This window comes from Streptomyces sp. NPDC004609 (assembly GCF_042873655.1).
Classification (GTDB): Bacteria; Actinomycetota; Actinomycetes; order Streptomycetales; family Streptomycetaceae; genus Streptomyces.
In genome coordinates this window covers 232,273-256,601 of record NZ_JBIALS010000002.1, presented here as the reverse complement: position 1 = coordinate 256,601, position 24,329 = coordinate 232,273, and the positions used below count along the sequence as shown (strand labels likewise).

The following is a 24,329-nucleotide window of genomic DNA, read 5'->3' as shown; positions in this document are numbered from 1 at the left end:
GTACGAGATGCCGAACCCGCGTTGAGTCGTCTGGAGACATGCCATGAACAAGATGCTGAGAACCGTCGCAGCCCTGGTGATAGCACCGGGACTGCTGCTGACCGCCTGCGGAGACCCCCAGACGGACAAGCCCAAGACGCCGAAGGGCAGCGGCACCGGCAGCGCGGCCGCCACCGGGACCCAGGCCGGCGGCACCCTGCCCGAGAACGAGCCCGATGTGAACCGCGACGGCAAGGTCGTCATCGGCGTCATGAGCCCCGGGGACACCAAGGACAAGGGCTACTACCAGAGCTTCGTCGACGACACCCAGAAGTTCGCCGACGAGAACGGCTGGAAGCTCACCATCGTCGACAAGATCAACCCCGCCAACGCCGTCCAGCAGGCACGCAACCTCTGCCTCCAGCGAGTCGACATGATCGCGATCGGCGCCAGCGAACTGAAGGACGCGCTCTCCGCCTCCACCGAGCCCCAGTGCAAGGGCGTCACCTGGTACATCAGCGGCGGCCAGGGGGTCAAGCAGACACCCGCCTTCACCCAGTCCCTCGACTTCATCAACGAGAGCCTGTACGCGGCCGGCTACGCCGCCGGGCTCATCCTGAAGGAGAACGGCGGCAAGAAGGCGGGCTACATCACCGGCCCCGACCTCGACTTCGCCCGGGCCGTCGCCAAGGCGTTCACGGCAGGCATCAAGTCCGTCGTCCCCGACGCCGAGGTGATCGAGAACTACACCGGTGACTTCAACGACTCCGGCAAGGCCAACGAGGCCGCCAACGCCCAGCTCTCCCAGGGCGTCAAGGTGATCTACCCCTATCTCGGCGGCGCCACCGACTCGGTCACCCGTATCGCCAACCAGAAGGGCGTCCCGGCGCTGACCCCCGGCACCGACCGCTGCGGGGCCGCGGGCGGCGGGGTGAAGTACGCGATCTCCGTCATCTTCAGCCCCGGCGCCTACTTCGCCGGAGCGCTCAAGGACTTCAAGGAGGGCACCCTGCGCATGGGCGTCGCCCGCGAGTGGCACCTCGGCAAGGACCCCGTGCCCACCGTCAAGCTCTGTGAGCCGAAGGGCGACCAGGAGGCGAAGCTCAACAAGCTCATCGAGGACATCGGCAGCGGAAGGCTGAACGTCGATGACGCCGTCGCAGGCAAGCAGTAGCAGCGTCGCACCGGACCCGGTGCCGACCGCCGCCCCCGACGCCGGCGCACCCGCGCTGCAGATGCTCGGCATCAGCAAGCGGTTCGGCCCGGTCTGCGCCTGCGGCGAGGTCGACCTCCAGGTGTCGGCGGGCGAGATCCACGGACTGCTCGGCGAGAACGGCGCGGGCAAGAGCACGCTGATGAAGATCCTCCTCGGCCTGGTCACCCCCGACGCGGGGCGGATCCTCCTGCGCGGTCGCGCCGAGGAGATCGCCGACCCGCTCATGGCCGCCGCCCGTGGCATCGCCATGGTGCACCAGCACTTCAGCCTGGTGGGCCGACTCACCGTGTGGGAGAACATCGCCCTCGGCGACCGGGGGCGCGTCGACCGCGAACGCATCCGGTCGCTGGTGCGCGAGGTCGGCGAGCGCTACGGCCTCGCGGTCGACCCCGACGCGAGGGTGGAGGACCTGTCCACCGGTGAGCGGCAGCGGGTGGAGATCGTCAAATGCCTCCGCCGGGACCCCGATGTCCTCGTCCTGGACGAGCCGACCTCGGTACTCACCCTGGAGGAGTCGCGCGACCTCTTCACCGTGCTGCGCCGGGTCGTCGCCGACGACGGCAAGGCCGTGATCCTCATCAGCCACAAGCTGGACGAGATCATCCACGCCACCGACCGGGTCACCATCATGCGCCAGGGCCGGGTCGTGGGCCGCAGGATCACCGCCGAGACCGACGAACGCTCGCTCGCCCTCGAGATGGTCGGCCGGGAACTGTCCAAGTGGACGGCCGCGACCGCGGTCGGCGCGCTGGACGCCCTCATCGAACCCGGCCGCACCGAGCCCGAGGGCGGCTCGCCGCTCGAAGTGGCCGAGGAGCGGGACGAACCGGAGGCATCCCCGCCGGGCGCCTCCGGCCCGACCCCCGCCACCGCCCCCGGGGCCGCCGACCTCCCCGGGGCCACCGGCTCCTCCGCGCCGTCCGTACGCACCACACCGGGCGGGGCGGCCGGGCCCGCCGATGCCTCCGCGACCCCCGGCACCGGGGTCGCGGGGGACGGCACCGGCCCGGCCCCGACCACACAGGGCACCGCCACCGCCGGCCCGCCGGCCGTGGCGGCGGCCCGCGACGACGCCCCGGCGCCGGACACGGCACCGGGCGGGCGGACGACCGGGCCCCCGGGAGGCGCTGCTGCTCCCGGCGGACCGGACGGCGGCGCCTCCGGTCCGGGCCGGGCGTCCGCCGCCTCGTCCCCCGCCTCGGCACCGGACGGCGGCTCCGGGTCCGGTTCCGGGTCCCGCGCCGCCCCCCGGCCGCTGCTGGTGATCCGGGACGCGCACGCCATGAGCTCCGAGCGGATCCCGCTGCTGCGGGGGCTGTCACTGGAGCTGCGGGAGGGGGAGATCCTCGGTATCGCGGGGGTCGAGGGCAATGGGCAGGCCGCCGTCGGCGATCTGTTCTCCAGCCTGCTGGCGCTCACCTCCGGCACCGTCGAGGTCGACGGCGTGACCGTGGCCGCCGGACGCCCCGGGGCCATGGGCGCCGCCGGGATCGGGGTGATCCCCGAGGACCGGCACGCCTCCGGCTGCGTCCTGGACATGAGCGTCGCCGAGAACCTCGTCATGGCCGATCTCGGAGCGGTCAGCAGACGCGGACTCCTCAGCCGGGGACGGCTCGTCGAACGGGCCCGAGGACTCATCGAGGAGTTCGAGATCGCCACCCCCTCCCCGGACACCCCCATGCGGCTGCTCTCCGGCGGCAACCAGCAGAAGGTCGTCCTCGCCAGGGAACTGTCGGGGCGCCCCCGGGTCCTGGTCGCCGCCCAGCCCACCCGCGGCCTCGACATCGGCGCCATCGAGTACATGACCGAGCGGCTGCACGCCGCCGCCGGGAGCGGGATCGCCATTCTGCTGCTCTCCACCGAACTCAGCGAGATCCTCACCCTGTCCCACCGGATCGCGGTGATCCACCGCGGCACGATCGTCGGCGAAATGGACCGCGCGGACGTCGACGTCGAACGCCTCGGCCTGATGATGGGAGGCCAGACCGCATGATCAGACTCCTTGAGGCCCCGCGGGCCGCCGGGGCCCCGGGGCCGCCGGACCCCGGCGGCCCACCGCCCCGCCCGCCGCTCGCCGCGCGGCTGCGGACCCCCGCCCTCTACACCGCCGCGCTCTCCGTGGCCTTCGGCATCGCGGCGATGCTCGTCGCCGTCGTCGGCAAGTCCCCCTGGGACGCGGCCGTGGCGATGTACGACGGCAGCCTCGGCTCCGGCGCGTCCATCGGCGAGAGCGTCGACCAGGCGGCCCCGCTGCTGCTGGTCGCCGTCGGCTCGGTCATCGCCGCCAAGGCGGGCATCTTCAACATCGGGCAGGAGGGCCAGGTCCTCATCGGGGCGGCCGTCGGCGCCGGAGTCGGCCTGTTCGTCCCCGGGCCGGGCTGGCTCGTGCTGCCGATGATCCTGCTGTGCGCCGCCGCGGGCGGCGCCCTGTGGGCGAGTGTCGCCGCGCTCCTGTACTACTGGCGCGGGGTCGACGTCGTCATCAGCACCCTGCTGTTCGTCTTCGTCGCCAATCAGGTGGTCTCCTTCGCCGTCAACCGCGACTACCTCCTGCGGGAGACCGCGGTGCCCGGCCAGACCACCACCTCCCAGTCGGACATGCTCCGCGAGTCCGTCTGGCTGCCGCGCTTCGGCGAGTTCCCCGGCTTCAACCTCGGCGCGGGCATCTTCCTCGCCGTCCTGCTGGCGATCGCCGTGTATCTGGCCCTCGGCCACAGCCGCTGGGGCTTCCGGATCCGGCTCCTCGGCCTCAACGCCAAGGCCGCGCACCGGGCCGGTGTCGGCGCGGTCGCCGTCGGCGGCGGCGCCCTGCTCGCCTCCGGTGCCTTCGCCGGGCTCGCGGGCGGCGCCATGCTCACCGGCAGCGGCTACCGCATCCAGGACGGCTTCGCGGGCAACGTGGGCTTCGAAGGACTCCTCGTCGCCCTCGTCGCCAAGGAGCAGCCGCTGCGCGCGATCCCCGTCGCCCTGTTCTTCGGCGCGCTGCGCGCGGGCGGCGGCTTCCTCGCCGCCACCGGCGTCCCCCGCTACATCGTCGCCGTCGTGACGGCCCTGCTCGTCCTCGCCGTCGTCTTCCCCACGGCCTTCGCCGCCCTCCAGCGGCGCAGGACCGGCCGTACCACGGAAGCCTGAGGAGGCACCATGATCGACGAGGCATCCGTGATCCTCGCCAGTGCCGTACGGCTCACCGTGCCCCTGGCCTTCGCCGCCTGCGGCGAGTACATCGCCGAGCGGGCAGGCACCATCAACATCTCCGTCGAGGCGATGATGCTCGGCGGCGCGTTCAACGCCGTACTGGGCGCCACCGTCACCGGCTCCGCCTCCTTCGGGCTGATCTTCGGCATGGTCGCGGGGCTCGTCATCGGCTTCGTCCACGCCGAGTTCAGCCATCGCCTCGGCGTCAACACCTATGTCGTGGGACTGGTGCTCAACGCGCTGATCCTCGGCCTCACCAGCTTCCTGCTCGACTCCGTCAGCCTCGACAAGGACAAGCAGGTCGACGCGGTCGGTATCCCCCTCCTCTCGGACATCCCGCTGCTCGGGCCCGTGCTGTTCTCCCACCGCTGGCCCGTCTATCTGCTCGTCGGACTCGTCCCGTTCGTGTGGTGGCTCGTCCAGCGCAGCCGGTTCGGCCTGGATCTGCGGGCCGCGGGGGAGAACCCGCAGTCGGCCGACGTCACCGGTATCGACGTCCGCAGGCGCCGCCGGCAGGCGCTGCTGATCTGCGGGGTGCTCTCCGGACTCGGCGGCGCCTACCTCGCGGTCGGCGAGGTCGGCATGTTCAACCAGAACATGACCGCGGGCCGCGGCTTCGTCGTCATTGCCGCCGTTATCTTCGGCGGCTGGACCCTGCGCGGCACCCTGATCGGCTGCTTCGTCTTCGGCGCCGCCGACGCCATGCGGCTCGCCCTGCCGGCCCTCGGCCTCCAGCTCAACGCCCAACTGCTCATCGCGGCGCCCTATCTGCTCGCCCTGCTCGCGATGATGTTCTTCGCCAAGAGCCACCGGGCCCCCGGCGCGCTCGGCGTCCCATTCGTCCGGGGGGTCACATGAAAGCCGTCCTGCACACCCGTCACGGCGGACCGGAAACCCTGGAGCAGGGCGAACTGCCCGATCCCCGGCCCGGCCCCGGCGAGGTACTGATCGCCGTACGCGCCGCCGGGGTCAACCGGCTCGATCTGCTCCAGCGGCGCGGCCCCGCGGTCCTGCCCGGCTTCCGGCTGCCGCATGTGCCGGGCACGGACATCGCCGGTGACATCGTCGCCCTCGGCCCCGGCACACGGGGCCGGAGCGTCGGCGACCGGGTCGTGGTCAACCCCACCGTGGCGTGCGGCGACTGCCCCAGCTGCGCCGCCGGCCACGACGCCTACTGCGAACGCGTCGCCGTCATCGGCGGCAACCGCCCCGGCGGATACGCCGAACTGGTCACCGTCCCCGCCACCCACACCCACCTCCTCCCGCCCGGCACCGGCCATGTCGCCGCCGCCTCCCTGCCCACCGCGTACGGCATGGCCTGGCAGGCCCTCGTCGTACGCGGTGAACTGCGCGCCGGGGAGACCGTGCTGGTCCACGGCGGCGGCAGCGGGGTGAGCATGGCCGCCGTCCACATCGCCCGCCGCATCGGCGCCCGTGTCCTCGTCACCTCGGGCTCGCCGCAGAAGCTGGAGCACATGGCGAGGATGGGCGCGGACGTGGTCATCAACAACCGTACGGAGGACATCGCCGCACGCGCCCGGGAGGCCACCGGGGGAGCGGGAGCCGACCTCGTACTCGACCACATCGGGCCCGCCCTCTTCCAGCCGTCGCTGCACTCGCTGCGGCTGCGCGGAAGGCTCGTCTTCTGCGGTGACACCACCGGCGCCACCGCCGCGTTCGATCTGCCGCACGCCTTCCACCGGGGCATCACCCTCCTGGGAGCCGGGTCCTGCGGGTTCGCCGACTTCGGCGCCATGATCGACTTCTGCTTCGGCGACGGAGGAGGGATCGAGGGCGACCTCGAACCTGTCGTGGACACCCTCCTGCCGCTCTCCGAGGCCACCGCGGCACACCGCAGGCTGGAGAGCGGACAGACCATGGGCAAGATCGTCCTGGTGCCCGGGATGCCGCCGTCGGCCCCCGCGTCACCGGCCTTCTCGGCGACCGGGTCGTCCGTGAAGGTGTCGACCGTCCCGTGACCGCGTTCGATATCGCCCTCGTGCTGGCCGCCGGACTGGCGGCCGGCACGCTCAACACCGTCGTCGGCTCCGGCTCGCTGCTCACCTTCCCCGTCCTGGTCGCCCTCGGATACCCGCCCGTCGTCGCCAACGTCTCCAACACCATCGGACTCACGCCCGGCTCGCTGAGCGGCGCGTACGGCTGCCGGCGCGAACTCGCCGCACAGAAGGCGCGCCTGCTCCCGCTCTCCGTCGCGGCCGTCCTCGGCGGTCTCGCGGGCGGGCTGCTGCTGCTGAACCTCCCGGCCCGGTCCTTCCGCGCCGTGGTGCCCGTACTGGTGCTGCTCGCCGCGCTGCTGATGGCCCTTCAGCCGTGGCTGACCCGGCTGGTGGCCGAGCGGCGCGAGCGTGCGCTCCCGTCCCGCGACGGGCCGGGGTCCGCTGTCCGCACCGGGACCCGGCCGCCGCGCACCACCGGCCGCGCGCTGCCGGCCGCCGTCTTCGCGGTGAGTGTGTACGGGGGCTACTTCGGCGCTGCCCAGGGCGTCCTGCTCCTCGCGCTGCTCGCGATCGCCCTCGACGACGATCTGCGTCTGCTCAACGGGCTGAAGAACCTGCTCCAGGCACTGGTCAACCTGGTCGCGGCGGTGCTGTTCACCCTCACCGCCGATGTCGCCTGGCTGCCGGTGCTCCTGGTGGCCCTGGGCTCCGTACCCGGCGGGCTGCTCGGCGCCGCGCTGGGCCGCAGGGTGCCCCCGGCGGTGCTGCGGACGGTGGTCGTCGCGGTGGGCACGGTGGCGGGGGTGGCGCTGCTGCTGACCTGAACCGCAGGCCACGGCCCGCTCGTACAACCACGGATGAACGAAGACGAAAGGCAGGAACATGCTGCGTTGGCTGACAGCGGGGGAGTCCCACGGACCCGCCCTGACCGCGGTGCTGGAGGGCATGCCCGCCGGTGTCCGGATCTCGACCGACGACCTCGCCGAGGCGCTCGCCCGGCGGCGGCTCGGCAAGGGGCGCGGGGCCCGGATGAAGCTCGAACGCGACCAGGTGGAGATCAACGGAGGCATCCGGCACGGGCGCACCATGGGCGGGCCCGTCGCCGTCCGTATCGCCAACACCGAGTGGTCCAAGTGGTCCGAGGTGATGGCCCCCGACCCGGCGGACGGTGAGGGGCGCAGATTCGACGAGCCCGGCCGCTTCCCCGACCGCGGCCGTGCCGCGTCCCTGACCCGGCCGAGACCCGGCCACGCGGACCTCGCGGGCATGCAGAAGTACGACTTCGAGGACATCCGGCCCGTCCTGGAGCGGGCCAGCGCCCGGGAGACCGCGGCACGGGTGGCGCTCGGCGAGGTGGCACGGGCCTTTCTGGACCAGGTCCTCGGCGCGGAGGTGATCAGCCATGTCGTACGGATCGGGGCGGTCGCCCTCCCCGACGGCCTGGTGCCGGTGCGCGGCTCCCGCGACGCGGTGGACGCGGATCCCGTACGGTGCCTGGATCCGGCGACCTCCGCCGCGATGGACGCGGAGATCGACGCCGCGCACAAGGACGCCGACACCCTCGGCGGTGTGGTCGAGGTCGTCGTCCACGGCCTGCCGCCGGGCCTCGGCAGCCATGTCCACTGGGACCGGCGACTGGACTCCCGGCTGGCCGGGGCGCTGATGGGCATTCAGGCCATCAAGGGCGTCGAGGTCGGCGACGGCTTCACCACGGCATCCCGCCGGGGCTCCCTCGCCCACGACGAGATCGAGGGCGTCACCGGCGCGGCCCCCGGGCGGCTCGCCGTCCGCCGTATCACCGAACGCACCGGCGGGATCGAGGGCGGTATGTCCACCGGGGAGGCGCTGCGGGTCCGGGCGGCGATGAAGCCCATCTCCACGCTGTCCCGTCCGCTGTCCACGGTGGACGTCCGCTCGGGCGACCCCGCGAAGGCCATCGCCCAGCGCAGCGACGTCTGCGCCGTCCCCGCGACGGGTGTCGTCGCCGAGGCGATGGTCGCGCTGGTCCTCGCGGACGCGGTGCTGGAGAAGTTCGGCGGCGACAGTGTGTCCGAGACACGGCGCAATGTACGGGGTTACCTGGAGGCGGCGAAGGTGGTGACCGCGGACACGGACACGGCCGCACCCGGCACGACCCCGTAACCTGCGCACCCCTGCCCGTGCCCCGGGTCCGCCCTCCACCGCCGAACGGCCTGGAAGACCCAAGTCCCCGGGCGGGTTGGAAAACCCCAAGTCGCCGGGCGGGCTGGAGAACCTGGCCTCTCCGGGCGGGTTGGAGCTCAGCCTCCCTGGACGGGTTGGACTACCCAGCCTCCCCGGACGGGTTGGAGAACCCGGTCTCTCCGGACGGGCTGGACTACCCAGCCCCTCCGGCGTTTGAGGAGCGGGGTTCGGGGTGGAGCCCCGACAAGAGGCCCGGCCCCGGCGGGAGACCCCGCCCGGCGGGAGGGACACGCTCGCAGGAGGGCGGAGAAAGACACGGCCCCGGCATGGCGTGCCGGGCCTCACGGAGTGGAAAGCAGCCGCCCCCGCTCCACCGCGTCCAGCGCCGCGTCCACCCCCGTCCACGCCATCGCGAGCCCGCCCTCCAGCAGCGCCCGGTCGGCCTCCGGCCGGGCGGCGTAGGCCGCGAAGTCCGCCTGATGGAGACCCACCGTGCCGGAGCCTATGGAGACGAGGGGCTGGATCGAGGGAAGGGCCAGGGAGACGTTCGCCATGTCCGTGGAGCCCGCCTGGCGGTCGTCCGCGGGCTCCTTGGGCGGGAACCGCCGCCCGACGGCGAGCGCGTTGCGCTCATACGCGGCGAGGAGGCCGGGGTCATGACGGAAGTGCGAGTACGCCGGGGAGTCGGAGCCGATCGTCAGCCGGGTCCGTGTCGCCACCGCGCCCGCCTCGAAGCACTCGCGGACGCGGGCCTCCAGCTCGGTGAGGTCCGCCAGCGTCGAGGACCGTACGTAGTAGGCCGCCTCCGTCAGCTCGGGGATCACATTGGGCACCTGGCCGCCGACCGTGGTGATCCCGTGGATCCGCTGGTCAGGGGTCATGTGCTGGCGCAGCAGGCCGAGCGCCACCTGGGCGACGGTCAGCGCGTCGGCGGCGTTGAGGCCGTCCTCGGGGCAGGCGGACGCATGCGCGGCCCGGCCCTCGTACCGGACACGGAGCTGCGCACGGGCCAGGCACACCGGATCGAGGCGCTCGCGCGGCGCGGGGTGCACCATCATCGCCGCGTGGACGCCGGTGAAGGCGCCGCGCTCCAGCATCAGGACCTTTCCGCCGCCGTTCTCCTCGGCGGGGGTGCCCAGGACCTTCACCGTGATGCCCAGTTCGTCGGCGACCGCTCCCAGCGCCAGGCCCGCGGCGACGGCGGCCGAGGCGATCACATTGTGCCCGCAGGCGTGGCCGATCCCGGGCAGGGCGTCGTACTCCGCGCAGATGCCGACGACCAGCGGCCCGCTGCCGCGCTCGGCGACGAACGCCGTGGGGAGTCCGCAGACGCCCGGGGTCACGGCGAAGCCGTTCGCGGTGAGCAGTTCGCCGATCCAGTCACGGGCGCGCTCCTCCTCGAAGCCGAGCTCGGGGTGGGCGTGCAGACGGTGGCTGAGCGCGACCAGTTCGGGCGCGGCCCGGTCGACTGCGGCCTGAGCAGCGGCTTTGGCCTCCGGGGCGCCCTTCACCACATGGTCACTAAATATCTCGCCATAAGAAGACATTTCGGCATCGTGCCACGCGCACCGCGCCATCCGCGATACCCGTGCCCGTCCGAATTCGGGAAGGCGGCCGTCCGTTCTGCCACGGCCACGGCCCGCCCTCTCGTCATTCAGGAGGTGAAGGGCGTAGCGAAAGTCGATCGCCACGGGATACGTTCCCGGTACCAACACCTCCGAGTCGGGGATTTCGGTATATCGGGGATATCGGCGATCACGGGCATCACCTGGGGAAACGGCAACCGCGGTGACCGGCTGGACGATCCGCCGACCGAGTAGTGCGGAGCACCATGAGCCAGACCGTCGGGAGAGAAGTCCGTCAGAGCCTCGCCACCACGGGGGCCGAAGCACTTGAGCGCAGGCTCAACACTCTCGCCCTGTCGGGCGACGGCTGGTCGGCCGTTCTCCGTGCCGTCGCCCACCACACCGGGCGGCCGGTCCGCCTGGTCGGGGTGCACGGCGGAGTGCTCGCCGCCACCGACGACGGCACGGCGTCCATGACCCCCGTGAGCGTCGCGCAGGTCTTCGCGGCGGACGGCCCGGCCACGGTGACCTGCGAGCCCGGCTGGCACGCCACCGCCCAGGCGGTGCGCGCGGGTGAGCGCCGGGTCGGTCTGCTCCTGCTCGGCAGGTCCGCACGGCCCGCCGCCCCCGAGGACGAGGTCATCCTGCGGGCGGCGTCGACCGCCGTCGCCATCGAGGCGATCCGCCGCGACGCCGTCGCGGCGGCCACCACCGAGACCGCCGGACGGCTGATCGACGAGCTGCGGTACGGCGCCCTGCGCAACCACCTGGAGGTCCTGCGCACGGCCGCCCGGTTCGGCCTGCATCTGGACCGTCCGCACGCGGCGGTCGTCTTCGCCTACACGGGCCCCAACCAGCGCACCTGGTCCACCGCCCTGTCCTGGCTGGAGATGCCGGTCCGGCAGGACGGCCAGTTCGGTCTCGCCGTCCTGGAGGGGGACATCGACCGTGAGATCACCCGGATACGCGTCCGGCTCCAGGGCATGGTCGGCGAGGGCCCGGTGCTGGCGGCCGCGGGGCCCGTCGTCTCCGACGTACGGGAGACGGCGCGCTCCTTCCGCGACGCGGAGACCGTGCTCGGTCTGCTCCGCAGACGCCCCGGTGAGGTGGAGCTGAAGTTCGCGTCACTGGGCCTCGCGCAACTGCTCTTCGGTGTTTCCCCGGAGCGTCTCCAGGCCTTCGTCGAGCAGCATCTCGGCCCGATACTGGAGCGGGAGGAGTGGGTGAACACGCTCAGCGCGTGGCTGGCGACCAAGGGCAGCCGCGCCGCCGTCGCGGAACTCCTCCATCTGCACCGGAACTCCGTCGGCTACCGGGTGGGCCAGATCCGCGAACTCCTGGACGCCAACCCCCTCGACCCGGAGGTCACCCTGCGCCTCCAGGCCGCCCTGACGGCTCGTGAGCTGCTGTCCGTCATGCGGGAGGACGGTACCCGCCGGCCCGCGTGAGCCCCGGACCGGCCGGCGGTCCGCCCCGGGCGCCGGGGCGCCGCTCCCGCCGTCCCCGGAGGGCGGGCATGGGGCGGGATCCGGTACGGAGCCCGCCGGCCGTGTTCCGTCCACCGTCCGGCACCGGGCCTTGGCCGATGTCAGTGGTCACTGGCATGCTGCCCCGGTCCTGACGGATACGTGACAAAGGGGCCCGTACCATGGCCAGTTACCGAGACGACCGACCCGAGATCCCCGGCGTTCCCCCGCCACTTCCCGTCCGCCCACGACGACGCCGGTGGCCGCGCACAGCCGTCGTGGTGGGCGTGATCCTGGTGCTCGCCGTGGCGGGCGTGGCCGCGTGGGGCGAGCTCATGCCTCGCTGGCAGGGCAGGGACGACGCGTACGGCATGGTCCCGGCGGCCCGTACGGCGCTCGAATCCGACGACCCGGAGATCGGGCGGCTCTCCAGGATCCTCGCACTGGAGAGGGAGGGCGGACATGTGCGCACCTCCGGCGGTTACACGTCCGTTTCGGACGCGCGCTGGGCCGCCGGGGAAACGGGGAGTGTGACGGTCGACGTCTCGTACTACCGGCACAAGGCCACCACCGGCAGGTCCGGTACGGACGCGGCGCGGGCGCAGATGGACTCCGCGGTCGCCGTCCTGGAGGACCGCGGCACCGACTTCCGTACGCCGGAGGGCATCGGGGACGAGGCCGTGGAGACGATCAGCTCGGCCGGCGCCGAGGTACAGGCCCGCGCGGGGAATGTGATGATCACGGTCCAGTACTACGTGGCGGGCGCCGGGGGAGTGAAGGCCGCCGGCCAACTCCGGAGTGTCGCCCGGAACATGGCCGCAGCAGCCGTCGACCGCCTCAGGGAGGCGAACGCCGGGAAGGAGTGACCCACGGCCCACTGCTCACGGGCAGCGTTCGGCCCCATCGCCGGCGGCCTCGGTCCGGGCGACGGGTCCGTCCGCCCGCGCGCGGGCGCTCACGCGGCGACCGGCAGCCCCGGCCTGATGTTGTGATTGAGCCGGAACACGTTGTCGGGGTCGTACCGCGCCTTCACGGCGGCCAGCCTGTGGTAGTTCCTCTCGCCGAAGGAGGCGACGACCCGTTCCTCGCCTTCGAACCCGATGAAGTTCAGATAGACGGAGTCGATCGCCCACGGCCGCATCGCGGCCCGTACGCCGCGCACCCACCCCCTGGCGCGCCCGTCGTCCGCGGGGTTCTCCCAGACCCCGAAGGGATGCGCCGCCCACGGCGATGTGCGCCAGGGCAGCGGGTAGTCGTCGGCGCCGCCCGCCACCGCGCCGCCCATCGGGAACATGATGTGCTGTGAGGCCGTCGGTACCGGCATGGTGTCGGCCATCGAGCGGAAGACCTCCACCGCGTCGTCCGGGAAGCCCGTCAGATACTCGGCCGACCAGTAGTTTCGCAGGCCGGAGGGGTCGTCGAGCATGCACTGCAGCTCCGCGTACGGCACTTCGGTGATGACCTCCGCCTCGTGCGGGAGCGCGATCAGCGGCGCGGCGGTCTCGCGGGCCCCGGCCTCCGTACCGGTGTACGTGACCAGCGTCGCGCAGACCAGCCTGCCGACCAGATGCTCGGGCACGAACGGCTCGGGCGGCGCGGTGAGATAGATCAGCGCGCCGCCCGCCTCGTCGGGCGCCGCGTCCATGAGGTCGCGGTAGGCGTGGACGGCATCCGCCGACTTCTCGGGCAGGAACAGCAGCAGCACCATCGAGAACACGGGCAGCGGGTGCAGCCGCAGGGTGATGGCGGTGGCGACCCCGAAGTTGCCGCCGCCGCCGTGCAGCGCCCAGAACAGGTCGGGGTCGTCGTCCCCGTCCGTGTGCACGGTGGTGCCGTCGGCGGTCACCAGCTCGGCGGAGACCAGATTGTCGCAGGCGAGTCCGAACTTGCGCTCCAGCCAGCCCGATCCGCCGCCGAGCGTGAAGCCGCCGACACCCGTGGTGGAGGCCCGGCCACCCGTGGTCGCGAGACCGTACGGCGAAGTCGCCCGGTCCAGATGGCTCATGGTCGCACCGCCGCCGACACGGGCCGTACGCTCCTCGGGGTTGACGACCACCCTGTGCATACGGCGCAGATCGACGACCATGCCGTCGTCGACGACGGCCATGCCCGCGACGCTGTGTCCGCCGCCGCGTACCGCGATCTCCAGATCGTGGTCACGGCCGAAGCGGACGGCGTGCGCGACATCGGCTCCCGTCTCGCACTGGACGACGAGCGCCGGACGCCGATCGATCACGCCGTTGTAGATGGTGCGGGCCTCGTCGTACCCCGCGTCCGCGGGGGCGAAGACCTCACCGGTCAGTTCCTGCCGGAGGCCGGTCAGCGCCGCCTCCGCGATGTTCCGGGGCGCCATGGCGGGCCCCCTTCCCGGGCTGCGAGGGGACCTTCTCATCGTAGTCCCGATCGGCGCGCCACGAGGGGTCGAACGCCCGCCCGGCGCACGGGTGTGCGGCCCTCCGGTCGCCCCCGGACGGCCGGCGGGGGCAGCCCGCCGGCCGGTCCCGGTGCTGCCCGCCGCCCGCCCGGCCCGTCGGTTGCGTGTCATGGGCGCCGCCGGGCGGCAGACCGGCCGGGCACGGTCATTCGGGCCAGTCGGAGTCCAGGATGACGTCGACGAAGTTCTCCCGCTGGTACCCGGGCGCATACCGTTCCAGCACATCGGCCTTGACATTGCCGAACGCCGTCGCCGGGCGGTGGGCGATGCCCCGGGTGAACTCCTGGAGGATCCGCCGCTTGAAGTCGGGCCTCGGATGCACGGCGACGACTTCGGTGAGCGCCGCCGGCTCGATCTCGTCGAGGCCGATACCGAGGACGTCGACCTCCACCCCGGCGGTGACGAGGGCGACTTCGGGGGCCATGTGCCAGGGGATCTCCGGGGTGGTGTGCAGGGCGATCCCCTGCCAGACCAGGTCCGCCGACGCCTCGGGGACGCCGTGCCGCCGCAGGAGGCGGCGGGCCTCGTCCGCGCCGTCGATCTCGAATCGCTGCTCGCTCTCGCCGAAGCGGCCGGTGAGCCCGAGGTCGTGGAAGAGGGCGCCGACGTAGAGGAGTTCGGGGTCCGCGTGCAGACCGCGGGAGAGCCCGCGCAGGGAGCCCCAGAAGAAGACGCGCCGGGAGTGGTGGAAGACGGTGGGGGAGGCCGCCTCCCGCACGAGTTCGGTGGCCTCGCGGGCCAGTTCGCCGTCGGGGACGGTGATTCCCGCGATCGTCGCCGGGGTGGTGTCCATGCGTCGCTCCTCTGCCGTGCCGGTGCCGGTGCTGTACGGGCGGGGCTGTGCCCGGCCGTTCAGCGTGTCCTGTTCACCATGGTCGCTCGCGCGGCCGGCGGCGGGCGGCGCGGGCGCCGGGACGGCGAGTCGTCCGGATGGCGCCGACCGGGGCAAGAGCCGGGAGCGCCGTGAGCATCCCGGCCACCGCGGGCGACTCCCTCCGGTCGTGCCCGGTCCACGTGTCGGTGCCGCGGATCCCCTTCCGGGAACGGGCTCGGATTCCTTTCCGGCCACTCGTTGAAAACCCGCCAGCCAGTCGGCTGTGAACATGAAGGACGTCTCATGTGGACATGAAAGCCGTCTCATTACCTCTTTTGCGTAAACGGAAATTTCCTTGCCCATTTCTTTGCTCTCTGTTCGTTTAGGATTTCCAGAAATCTGAATCCAGCTTCATGATTCTGTGTAGGAGGTGCATCCATGGAGTCTCTGAGACAACTCGCCCTTCACCTCGCTCTCGACCTGACCGCCGTGGCTCTCTTGACGTTCGCCGTGTACTACCCACGGCATCGCCGCAGGGATCTGCTTCCGGCTTATCTCGCCCTCAATGCCGCGCTCTTCACGGTAGTGGCGGCGCTTGCGGAAGTCGGCAATGGCGGCGGTACGGCGCTCGGTTTCGGCCTTTTCGGCGTGTTGTCGATTATCAGGCTCCGTTCGGATTCCATCCAGCATGAGGAGGTCGCCTATTACTTCACCACTTTGGTCATCGGTCTCATCTGTGGGCTGCCGCAGCTGGAGCTCAGCCAGGCAGGCGCACTGACCGGCCTGCTGCTCGCGGTGGTCTACGCGTCCGATCACCCCAAGCTGTTCGCCCGGTCGCGGCGCGCGATCGTCACGCTCGACGCCGTCTACGGCAACCCCGACGATCTCCGCGCCGACCTGGACCTGCGCCTGGGAGAGCCCCTCAACTGGACTGTCATGGAGGTCGACTTCGTCCGCGATCTGACGGTGGTCGATGTCCGGTACCGGGTGGCGAAGGAGCCCGGCAAGGACATCGAGCCCAAGAAGGCCGCCAAGGCGGGCGGGGCCGACCGCACCACCGAGCCTTCGCTGGAGGCCGTGTGACCACCCTCGTCGCGCCCGGGGCGGCTCGCGCCGCCCAGGTCGCCTCGGAACAGGGTCGGATCAAACCGCCGCTCGCGGCCTGGAACGCCGAACAGCTCTGCCTGCCCGAACTGGACACCACGGCCGAGTCCGTGCTCGCGGCGAGGTCCATCTCCCTCGCCGAAGTACAGGAACGAGCCGAGCTCATGGCCCGCTTCGACCAGGCGTATCTCGTTCCCGCTCCCGTCTTCACGGCACTCGTCGCGCATATGACCAACCCCCGGCGCCCCCAGGGGCCGTTCCGGGTGCTGGCCATCGACGGACGCCGCTGGTTCCGTTACCACTCCGTCTACTACGACACACCGGAGCTGCGCTGCTTCCATGAACACCGCCAGGGCCGCCGCCTGAGGTTCAAGATCCGTGAGCGGGTCTACCAGGACTCCGGGCTGCGGCAGTTCGAGATCAAACTGAAGAGCGGTCGCGGTGAGACGGTCAAGCACCGCCGTCAGCTGACCGGCGGGGACACTCCGCTCGACGCCCCCTACCAGGGCTTCCTCGCGGATCATCTGCGTGAGGCGTACGGCCTTGAGCCGCCCGCCTCGCTGAAACCGTCGATCATCACCGACTACCAGCGGGCCACCCTGGTCTCCGACGGAGAGCGGATCACGTGCGACATGGGCCTGCGCTGCCATGACGTACGGGCCGGTGCCGCTGTCCGCTGCGATCCGGGGCTGGTCCTGGTCGAGACGAAGACCACGGGCCACCTCACCGAGGCGGATCTCTTCCTGCACGCCCACGGGGTAAGGCCCGCGGTGTTCACGAAGTACTGCGCGGCGATCGCGGCCCTGCACCCGAGGATGCCCGCCAACCGCTGGCGCCGGGCCGCCCGGCTGGCCTTCACCCGCGGTGGGTAGTCGCGGCCGGCCACCGGCACAGTGGGTTCCATCCGGATGATCGCATCCGATTCGGCGAGGTCAAGAGCGACGAAGGCGGGCACCAGGCCGCGCCGGACGCGCCCGGGACCTCGCCGAAGCCGTCGACTGCCGCCCTGCCCGACGGCCGCCGGAGTGCTCTGCCGGGACGTGTGACCCCGCCCGCCCCCGGGCGCCTCAGGGCTTGCGCCCGACGCCTCCCCGCGCGATGACCTCGCCGTCGGTGGCCGTCCCGGGCGCGGGCCGCCACCGGGCCAGCGGCACCACACCCGGCTCCAGCAGTTCCAGGCCCTCGAAGAACCCGCTGATCTGCTCGTGACTGCGCAGATGGTAGGGCGCCGCCCCGCTCTCGTTGTACAGCCGGGTGGCCTCCGCGTTGCCCTCGTGGGTGTCGACGCTGTCGTTCAGTACGAGATGGCTGCCCGAAGGCAGGGCGGCCATCAGGCGGTTCACGATCGACCGCGCCCTGTCGTAGGGCGCGATATGACCGACCACCTGCATCAGGGTGAGGGCGACCGGCTCGGCCGGATCGAGGGTGTTCCACGCCTCGCGGACAACGGCCGCGGGGTCGTTCAGGTCGGCGTCGATGTAGTGGGTGGCTCCTTCCGGGGTACCGACCAGCAGGGTACGGGCGTGCGCGAGCACCAGCGGGTCGTTGTCCACGTAGACGATGCGGGAGCCGGGGGCGACCCGCTGGGCGATCTGATGGGTGTTGTCCGCCGTGGGCAGTCCGGCGCCGACGTCCAGGAACTGACGGATCCCCACCTCCCCGGCCAGATGGCTCACGGCACGGGACAGGAAGGCCCGGGAGTCACGGGCGAGATCGACGATCCCGGGGAACGACGACCGGAAGGTCTCGCCGACCTCCCGGTCGGCGGGGTAGTTGTCCCTGCCGCCCAGCCAGTAGTTCCACACCCGGGCCGAATGCGGCGCTCCCGTGTCGAACTCCGCCCGTCCCGGGGCCGGTTCCGGCATTCCTGCTGTCATGGAGCAAACCCCCTGGCGTGTCGCACGTCGCTGTCGGGCGTCGGCCTGGTGCCGAACCACCGTACGGCACCTCCCGATCGGCGGACCAGGCATGCGGGTGATCCGCCCCCGGTGCGACGGCCGGGGAGCGGAGGCGTCTTCGGGTGGTGATCGCGGGAGCATTGACAGACCGGGAGGCGTAAGTGAATAGTCACTCGGGGATACGAAGGGGGTGTCGGGCATGTCGGAGAAGCCGGCTCAGGGGTTCCGTGAGGGGGCCACCGGTGATCCGCTGGGCTCACTCGCCGGATGTGCTCAGGCCATTCGCACCGGCGCGGCCTCCCCGCTCGATGTCGTACGGGAGGCCCTGGCGCGTATCGAAGCCGGGGACCCAGCCCTCAACTCCCTGGTGACGGTGAACGACCGTGCGGAGGCGGAAGCGCACACGGCCACCGAGGAGATCCGCGGCGGACGGCTGCGCGGCCCCCTGCACGGTGTACCCGTCGTCGTCAAGGACGTCATCGACACCGCCGGTATGCGGACGACCATGGGCACCGTGGCCTTCACCGGCCACCGCCCCGAGGCGGACGCCGAGGTGGTGCGCCGGCTGAAGGAGGCGGGCGCGGTGATCGTGGGGAAGGCCAACACCGACGCCTTCGCCGCGCACGCGACCGGCACGATGTCCTTCGGCGGGCCTGTGCGCAACCCGGCGGACCCCTCCCGGATCACCGGCGGCTCCAGCGGCGGGACCGCGGCCGCGCTGGCCGCCGGGTTCTGCGTGGCCGGCATCGGTACCGACACCGGGGGCTCGATCCGCATCCCGGCCGCCCTGTGCGGAGTCGTCGGGATGAAGCCGACGTACGGCCTGGTCGGCAGCGGCGGCCTCTACCCGCTGGCGCCGACGCTCGACCATGTGGGCCCGATGTCCCGCACCGTGGAGGACAACGCCCTCGTACTGAACGTGATCGCCGGCCACGACAGCGGCGATCCGGTCTCCGCCCGGCGTCCGCCCGAGGACTACACCCGCCTGCTCGGCCGCGGAGTGCGCGGCGGCGGGGTGGCGGTGCTGTCGGGCGGTGCCTACGACGAGACGGACCCGGCGGTGGGCGAGGCCGTCGCCGCGGTGTCGGCCGCGCTCACGGCCGCGGGCGCGTCCTTGTCGTACCCCGACCCGTCACCGGTGGACGGCGCGCTGGACCACTTCTTCGCGATCGTCGCCGCCGAGGTCTCGGACACCCACGCACAGCAACTGGCGCGGATGCCCGCGGTCTACCCGCCCGCCGTACGCGACGGACTGCGGGCCTACGCATCGATGCCCCGCGACCGGTACGCGGTCGCGCTCCGGGAGCGCGACCGCGTCCGCGCCGCATACGTCCGGCTGCTCGCCGATGCGGACGTGCTGCTCTGCCCCACGGTTCCGGTCCCCGCGCCCCCGCAGGACGCGAGGACCGTCGCGCTCGGCGGCGCCGACGTACCGGTCGGCCGGGCCCTGATCCGGTTCACCGGACAGCACAACCTCACCGGACTGCCGTGCCTGACCGTGCCGTTCCCCGGCCGGCCCGGGGAGCTTCCGGTGGGCGTACAGCTCATCGGGAGGCCGTTCGACGAAGCCGCGCTGTACCGCTACGGACACGCGGTCGAGCGTGAGCTCACCCCGCCCGGGGGCGGCGGGGGACCCGCGATGGCCGCCCTCCAGGGGCGGACGTAGTCTCGATCAGGAGGAACCGTCGCGGCGGGACAGGGAGCCGTCGACGGTTTTGTGCACCTCGCCGACCGGGGGATACAGGGAGAACCATCATGAAGGCACTGCAGTACCGCACCGTCGGCTCGGCCCCGGAGGTCGTCGACATCCCCGCCCCCGAGCCGGGGCCCGGGCAGATCCTCCTCAGGGTCACGGCGGCCGGGGTGTGCCACTCCGACATCGCGCTGATGTCCATACCCGCCGAGCGGCTGCCGTTCCCGCTGCCGCTCACCCTCGGCCACGAGGGCGCGGGCACCGTCGCCGCGCTGGGCGACGGAGTCTCCGGTGTGGCGGTCGGCGACGCGGTCGTGGTGTACGGCCCGTGGGGCTGCGGTGCCTGTCCGGTCTGTGCGTCGGGCAGGGAGAACTACTGCCCGCACGCGGCCCGGCTCGGCATCCGCCCGCCCGGCCTCGGCTCGCCGGGCGCCATGGCGGAGTACATGCTGGTCGACGACGTGCGCCATCTGGTGCCGATCGGGGATCTGGACCCGGTGTCCGCCGTACCGCTGACCGACGCCGGACTGACCCCGTACCACGCGGTGCGGCGCGCCCTGCCGAAGCTCGTACCCGGCTCCACCGCCGTCGTCATCGGTACGGGCGGACTCGGCCATCTCGCCATCCAGTTGCTCCGGGCCCTCACCCCCGCCCGTGTGGTGGCCCTCGACGTCTCCGAGGACAAGCTGGAACTGGCCCGGGGCGTCGGTGCGCACGAGGCGATCCTGTCGGACGCCGACGCGGCGGCGAGCGTGCGGGAGCTGACCGGCGGCCTCGGCGCGCAGGCCGTCTTCGACTTCGTCGGTGTCGACGCCACCGGCGCCTCGGCGGTCGCCATGGCCGCCTTGGACGCCGACGTCCAGCTCGTCGGCCTCGGCGGCGGCGCCGTCCGCGTCGGCTTCGCCCAGGTCCCGTACGGGATGTCGGTCACCGCGCCCTACTGGGGCAGCCGCACCGAGCTGGCCGATGTGACCGCCCTCGCCCGCTCCGGGGTGCTGTCCGTGCACACGGAGACCTACAGCCTCGACGACGCCCCGCTCGCCTACGAGCGGCTGCACGCGGGCAAGGTCTCCGGCCGCGCGGTCATCCTCCCCAACGGCTGAGGCGGCGGGCCGCGGGAGCCTTCGGGCCCGGGGCCTTCCGAGGTACGGTCCGGACACCGCCCGCCGCCCGGCACCCCGCCCGGTGCCGGGGCGGTGGGGTCTCCCGTGCCGCCGTACGGAGACCTGTGGCACCGCTCGGCGCGCGCGGGGTGCCGGCCCGGTCGGTGCGGTCTACTCGCACCACGCGCGGTGGAACACATAGCCCCGTGCCTTGAGCGTGGTGATGATCCTGGGCAGCGCTGCCACCGTCTGGCTGCGGTCGCCGCCGCCGTCGTGGAGCAGGACGGTCGCTCCGGGCCGGACGCCGTTCAGCACCCGGTTCTCGATGGTCCGGGTCCCCGGCCGGGCCCAGTCCTGCGGGTCGGACCGTCCACAGCCGCAGCTTCTTGCCGAGCGCCGCCGCCCGTGCCGTCACGGTGCCGTCGTACGCGCCGTACGGCGGCCGCAGGCAGCGCGGGGTGTAGCCGGTCCGGGCCCGTATCGCCCGGTCGGTCCCGGTGATCTCGCTGCGGAACCGGGCCGCGGAGACCCGGGTGAGCCGGGGGTGCGACCAGGTGTGGTTCTGCACGGAGTGCCCCTGCAGATGTATCCGGCGGGTGATGTCCGGATGCGCCTTGACCTGGGCGCCGGTCACGAAGAACGTCGCCTGTATCCCGTGGGCGGCGAGCACCTTGAGTATCTGCTCGGTGTACCCGGCCTTCGGGCCGTCGTCGAAGGTCAGATAGACGATCTTCGGGCGCGCCGCGGCCGGGACCGGCACCGCCGAGGGCACGGCCGAGGGCGGGGCGGTGCGCTGGGTGACCCGCCCGGCGGCGGACGGCGCGGTGCCCGCGGCGGGCGGTACGGGCCGGGTGATGGCCTCGGCCGGTGCCGTGGCGTCCACCGGTATCAGCGGGACCACGGCCAGACTCATGGCCAGGACGGACAGCTGGAGCTTCCGGAGCGATCGCGAGCGCATGAAGAGCCTTCCGCACGAAGTGACGTGGCCATTGGGCTGCGGCAACCGGCCCCGGTCAAGAGCCTGTTCACGTCATCTGCGGAATGTTCCCCGGACGGATGCGTTCCGCCACGAGAGGGGCAACTGCCTTTCACCGGACAGGTGTTGAAAACTGCGGCGGGAGCCTCGGGAGGGGCTGTGGCCCGAGGGCTCCCGGCTACCGCGGGGCTTCCGGGCCCGGCGCGTCTCCCGGCTGGTAGATCGCGTCGGGGCCGTGGGTGGAGCGCCACTCCTCGTAGCGGGTGACCAGGCGGGGGATCTCCGCCCACAGGAACGAGTAGAGATTGCGCATCTCGCGGAGCTTGGCGCGCGCGTGGTCGCCGAGGTCGTCCCCGTCGAGACGCCGGTCGATCGCGACGACGATCTCGGAGATGTAGCGCTCGCCGTCCCGGTAGACGCCGACCCAGGCGTTGTCCGCCAGGCTGAACAGATCGCGCCGGGTCTCGGGGGAGACCGTCCGCCGCACCAGTCCGAGGCCGATGAGCAGCCTGCCCATGGTGGAGACCGTCGCGGAGCTGGCATCCAGCCGGGCGACCAGGTCCTTGCTCGACAGATGCGGCTCCTCGGTGATCACGAGCAGCCCCAGCATCCGGCCCGCCATGCGCGGCACCTGTCCGGTGAACAGCTCGGCCAGTTCGTCGGCGAACTCCAGCTCGTACTGAGCCTTTCGATCCACGTGAGCCATGGAGGGAAGGTTACCAGCGAACATCGTTCATTTTGAATTGAATGACAATTTCTCTTGACCGAACATCGCTCGCTCTCCAATAATCTCGGCATCGCACATGTCGGACACCGGGAGCGACCGTGGTTCAGCGGCACCACCATGCGGAACTGGAGAACCTGGCCGAGGAGTACTTCGCCGGGGAGATGGCGTACGACCCCTTCGCGGCCTCGTTGCTGGGAGTCACCGGGCACGCCCACCGCGTGCCGGACCCGTCGCGGGAGGCGGCCGAAAAGCACCGTTCCCGGCTGCGGGCGCTCGGGGAACGGCTGGCCGCCCTGCCGGCCGAGGGGCTCACGGGCGAGGAACGGATCAGCCACCGGGTCCTGGAGGAGCTCGTCCGCGGCGGCGCCGAAGAGCTCCGTCACGCGCTGGACGACGTCGCCGTCGGCGCGACCGTCACCTCACCGCAGGCCCAGGTGTTCCAGGCGCTGGCGATGACTCCGGTGGACGAGGAGGGCCCGGCGGCCCATCTGGAGCGGCTGGCCGGGCTGCCCGGCTACTTCGACGCCACCCTCGACCGGTATCTGTCGGCCGCGGGGGAGGGGCGGTGGCCGGTCCGCAGCGGAGTCGAGAGCGCGATCGCCCAACTGGACGACTACCTCGCCGGTGATCTCGCGGCGGATCCCCTGGTGCGGCCCGTGCGGGGACGCGAGACCGAGGAGCGCGCCCGCGCCCTGGTCGGCGACGCGGTCCGGCCGGCGGTGGCGCGGTTCCGTGAGGGCCTGGCGGGACTCGCCGACGGTGCGCGGCCGGACAGCCGGGCGGGGGTGTGTCATGTGCCCGGTGGTGTGGAGGGGTATGCGGACGCGCTGGCCCGTCATACGCGGCCGGGGCTGGGCGCGGAGGAGATTCACGCGGTCGGTCTGGAGGCGGTGGCGGCGCTGCGGGAGGAGTTCGCGGAGCTGGGCGGCCGGGTGCTGGGCACGGGAACCGCCGAGGAGACGCTCGTCGCGCTGCGGGAGGATCCGGTGCTGCGGTTCGACGAGTCGGCCGAGATCGTGGCGCTCGTCGAGGACGCTCTGGAGCGGGCCCGGGACGCGGTGCCCGGCTGGTTCCGCCCGTATGAGATCGCCGGCTGTGTGGTCCGGGAGGTCGATCCGCTGGAGGCGGAGACCGCGCCGCTGGCGTACTACCAGCCCCCGGGGCCCGGGGGCCGGCCGGGCACCCACTGGATCAACACCCTGAACCCGCGGACGCGGTTCCGGTTCGAGTACGAGGCGCTCGCGTTCCACGAGAGCGTTCCCGGTCATCATGTGCAGATCGCGCTGGCGCAGACGCTGACCGGGCTGCCGCTGTTCCGCCGCAAGGCGGTCCGGCTGACGGCGCATGTGGAGGGGTGGGGGCTGTACACGGAGCGGCTGGCGGACGAGATGGGGCTGTACAGCTCGGACCTGGCCCGGCTGGGGATGCTGTCGCTGGACGCGGTGCGTGCGTGCCGGCTGGTGGTGGACACCGGGATGCACCATCGGGGGTGGTCGCGGGAGCAGGCGGTCGCGTTCATGCGGGACAACACCGCGACGACGGAGGCGAACGTCCGCAACGAGATCGACCGTTACCTCGCCTGGCCCGGTCAGGCGACCGCGTATCTGATCGGCCGCCGCGAGATCCTGCGCCAGCGTGAGCGCGCCCGCCGGGAACTCGGCGGCCGGTTCGACATCAGGGACTTCCACCACGAGGTCATCGGACACGGCAGCCTTCCCCTGGCCGTCCTCGACGATCTCATCACCGACTGGACCACCGCCGGCTGAGCGGACCGCCGGACCGCGCACGGCCCCGGCGGCCGGACCGGAACCCGGGAACGTGCGCACCGGGATCCGGGGGCGGGCGGCCCCGGCCGTCCGTCACCGGGCGCGAGGGCCCGGGCCGTGTTCGTACGGTGCCGGCGGTGAACCGGCGACCCGCGCTCCCCGCTCCGGGCCGATCCGGCGGCCGGGCCCCCGCCCCTGAGCGCCCGCCCCTCGCCGTCTCCGGCGCACGGCCCCGGGGAGCCGCCGGCTGGCCGACCCCGGCCCCGGCCTCC

Annotated in this window: 20 protein-coding genes; 14 read left to right on the top strand and 6 right to left on the bottom strand. The window is 72.4% G+C overall.

All coding sequences use genetic code 11. The annotated features are described in order from the left end of the window. Positions 1 to 43: 43 nt before the first annotated feature. Genes ACFYT4_RS02960 through aroC form a run of 7 tightly spaced genes read left to right on the top strand, consistent with a single transcriptional unit; the run spans position 44 to position 8,490 of the window. Positions 44 to 1,153 (top strand): BMP family ABC transporter substrate-binding protein, encoded by a 1,110-nt coding sequence (locus ACFYT4_RS02960; RefSeq protein WP_389264627.1) that lies wholly within the window; start codon positions 44 to 46, stop codon positions 1,151 to 1,153. After that, entirely contained in the window at positions 1,128 to 3,188 is a 2,061-nt protein-coding gene (locus tag ACFYT4_RS02955; protein ID WP_389264625.1) for an ATP-binding cassette domain-containing protein, read from the top strand. The genes ACFYT4_RS02960 and ACFYT4_RS02955 overlap by 26 nt, the downstream gene beginning before the upstream one ends. Further along, a complete protein-coding gene (locus tag ACFYT4_RS02950) occupies positions 3,185 to 4,327 on the top strand; it encodes an ABC transporter permease (protein WP_389264623.1) in 1,143 nt (380 codons plus the stop codon). Before ACFYT4_RS02955 ends, ACFYT4_RS02950 begins: the two co-directional genes overlap by 4 nt. 9 nt (positions 4,328 to 4,336) lie before the next feature. Further along, the gene (locus ACFYT4_RS02945; protein WP_389264621.1) at positions 4,337 to 5,248 is read left to right on the top strand and encodes an ABC transporter permease; all 912 of its coding nucleotides are present in this window, start codon (positions 4,337 to 4,339) and stop codon (positions 5,246 to 5,248) included. Further along, positions 5,245 to 6,369 carry a zinc-binding dehydrogenase gene (locus tag ACFYT4_RS02940; RefSeq protein WP_389264620.1) on the top strand — a complete coding sequence of 375 codons (1,125 nt, stop codon included), beginning with the start codon at positions 5,245 to 5,247 and terminating at the stop codon, positions 6,367 to 6,369. Before ACFYT4_RS02945 ends, ACFYT4_RS02940 begins: the two co-directional genes overlap by 4 nt. Beyond that, a complete protein-coding gene (locus ACFYT4_RS02935) occupies positions 6,366 to 7,172 on the top strand; it encodes a sulfite exporter TauE/SafE family protein (protein ID WP_389264618.1) in 807 nt (268 codons plus the stop codon). Before ACFYT4_RS02940 ends, ACFYT4_RS02935 begins: the two co-directional genes overlap by 4 nt. A gap of 58 nt (positions 7,173 to 7,230) precedes the next feature. Next, a complete protein-coding gene (gene aroC, locus ACFYT4_RS02930) occupies positions 7,231 to 8,490 on the top strand; it encodes a chorismate synthase (protein WP_389264616.1) in 1,260 nt (419 codons plus the stop codon). 362 nt (positions 8,491 to 8,852) lie between these two features. Here the strand turns inward: aroC and ACFYT4_RS02925 are convergent, their stop codons facing one another. Next, a complete protein-coding gene (locus ACFYT4_RS02925; protein WP_389264614.1) occupies positions 8,853 to 10,058 on the bottom strand; it encodes a M20 family metallopeptidase in 1,206 nt (401 codons plus the stop codon). A gap of 284 nt (positions 10,059 to 10,342) precedes the next feature. Between ACFYT4_RS02925 and ACFYT4_RS02920 the strand changes: the two genes are divergently transcribed. Together ACFYT4_RS02920 and ACFYT4_RS02915 are read left to right on the top strand one after the other, a co-directional pair. Then, entirely contained in the window at positions 10,343 to 11,524 is a 1,182-nt protein-coding gene (locus ACFYT4_RS02920; RefSeq protein WP_389264612.1) for a PucR family transcriptional regulator, read from the top strand. 200 nt (positions 11,525 to 11,724) lie between these two features. After that, positions 11,725 to 12,408 (top strand): hypothetical protein, encoded by a 684-nt coding sequence (locus ACFYT4_RS02915; protein WP_389264610.1) that lies wholly within the window; start codon positions 11,725 to 11,727, stop codon positions 12,406 to 12,408. Positions 12,409 to 12,497: 89 nt separating this feature from the next. Here ACFYT4_RS02915 and ACFYT4_RS02910 read toward each other — a convergent pair whose 3' ends face one another. Both ACFYT4_RS02910 and ACFYT4_RS02905 read right to left on the bottom strand, forming a co-directional pair. Next, complete coding sequence (locus ACFYT4_RS02910; protein ID WP_389264609.1) at positions 12,498 to 13,895, bottom strand: FAD-binding oxidoreductase; 1,398 nt, start codon at positions 13,893 to 13,895, stop codon at positions 12,498 to 12,500. Between the two features lie 226 nt (positions 13,896 to 14,121). Then, positions 14,122 to 14,769, bottom strand: coding sequence for an HD domain-containing protein (locus ACFYT4_RS02905; RefSeq protein ID WP_389264607.1), 648 nt, complete (start codon positions 14,767 to 14,769; stop codon positions 14,122 to 14,124). 459 nt (positions 14,770 to 15,228) lie between these two features. Between ACFYT4_RS02905 and ACFYT4_RS02900 the strand changes: the two genes are divergently transcribed. Together ACFYT4_RS02900 and ACFYT4_RS02895 are read left to right on the top strand one after the other, a co-directional pair. After that, on the top strand, positions 15,229 to 15,873 hold the full coding sequence (locus ACFYT4_RS02900; protein WP_389264606.1) for a DUF4956 domain-containing protein: 645 nt from the start codon (positions 15,229 to 15,231) through the stop codon (positions 15,871 to 15,873). Continuing rightward, a complete protein-coding gene (locus ACFYT4_RS02895; protein ID WP_389264604.1) occupies positions 15,870 to 16,766 on the top strand; it encodes a polyphosphate polymerase domain-containing protein in 897 nt (298 codons plus the stop codon). The genes ACFYT4_RS02900 and ACFYT4_RS02895 overlap by 4 nt, the downstream gene beginning before the upstream one ends. Positions 16,767 to 16,961: 195 nt before the next feature. Here the strand turns inward: ACFYT4_RS02895 and ACFYT4_RS02890 are convergent, their stop codons facing one another. After that, positions 16,962 to 17,771: an SAM-dependent methyltransferase gene (locus tag ACFYT4_RS02890; protein ID WP_389264602.1), complete on the bottom strand. Its 810-nt coding sequence runs from the start codon at positions 17,769 to 17,771 to the stop codon at positions 16,962 to 16,964. 220 nt (positions 17,772 to 17,991) lie between these two features. Here ACFYT4_RS02890 and ACFYT4_RS02885 point away from each other — a divergent pair, with 220 nt between their 5' ends. Next, positions 17,992 to 19,458: an amidase gene (locus tag ACFYT4_RS02885; protein ID WP_389264600.1), complete on the top strand. Its 1,467-nt coding sequence runs from the start codon at positions 17,992 to 17,994 to the stop codon at positions 19,456 to 19,458. A gap of 89 nt (positions 19,459 to 19,547) precedes the next feature. Then, positions 19,548 to 20,588, top strand: coding sequence for an NAD(P)-dependent alcohol dehydrogenase (locus ACFYT4_RS02880; RefSeq protein WP_389264598.1), 1,041 nt, complete (start codon positions 19,548 to 19,550; stop codon positions 20,586 to 20,588). Here the strand turns inward: ACFYT4_RS02880 and ACFYT4_RS02875 are convergent. Both ACFYT4_RS02875 and ACFYT4_RS02870 read right to left on the bottom strand, forming a co-directional pair. Continuing rightward, positions 20,569 to 21,546 (bottom strand): polysaccharide deacetylase family protein, encoded by a 978-nt coding sequence (locus tag ACFYT4_RS02875; RefSeq protein WP_389264596.1) that lies wholly within the window; start codon positions 21,544 to 21,546, stop codon positions 20,569 to 20,571. The two genes, ACFYT4_RS02880 and ACFYT4_RS02875, sit on opposite strands and share 20 nt — an antisense overlap. Before the next feature lie 196 nt (positions 21,547 to 21,742). Continuing rightward, on the bottom strand, positions 21,743 to 22,270 hold the full coding sequence (locus tag ACFYT4_RS02870; protein WP_389264594.1) for a GbsR/MarR family transcriptional regulator: 528 nt from the start codon (positions 22,268 to 22,270) through the stop codon (positions 21,743 to 21,745). Between the two features lie 119 nt (positions 22,271 to 22,389). Here ACFYT4_RS02870 and ACFYT4_RS02865 point away from each other — a divergent pair, with 119 nt between their 5' ends. Continuing rightward, a complete protein-coding gene (locus ACFYT4_RS02865) occupies positions 22,390 to 24,057 on the top strand; it encodes a DUF885 domain-containing protein (protein ID WP_389264592.1) in 1,668 nt (555 codons plus the stop codon). The last annotated feature ends 272 nt before the right edge of the window (positions 24,058 to 24,329 follow it).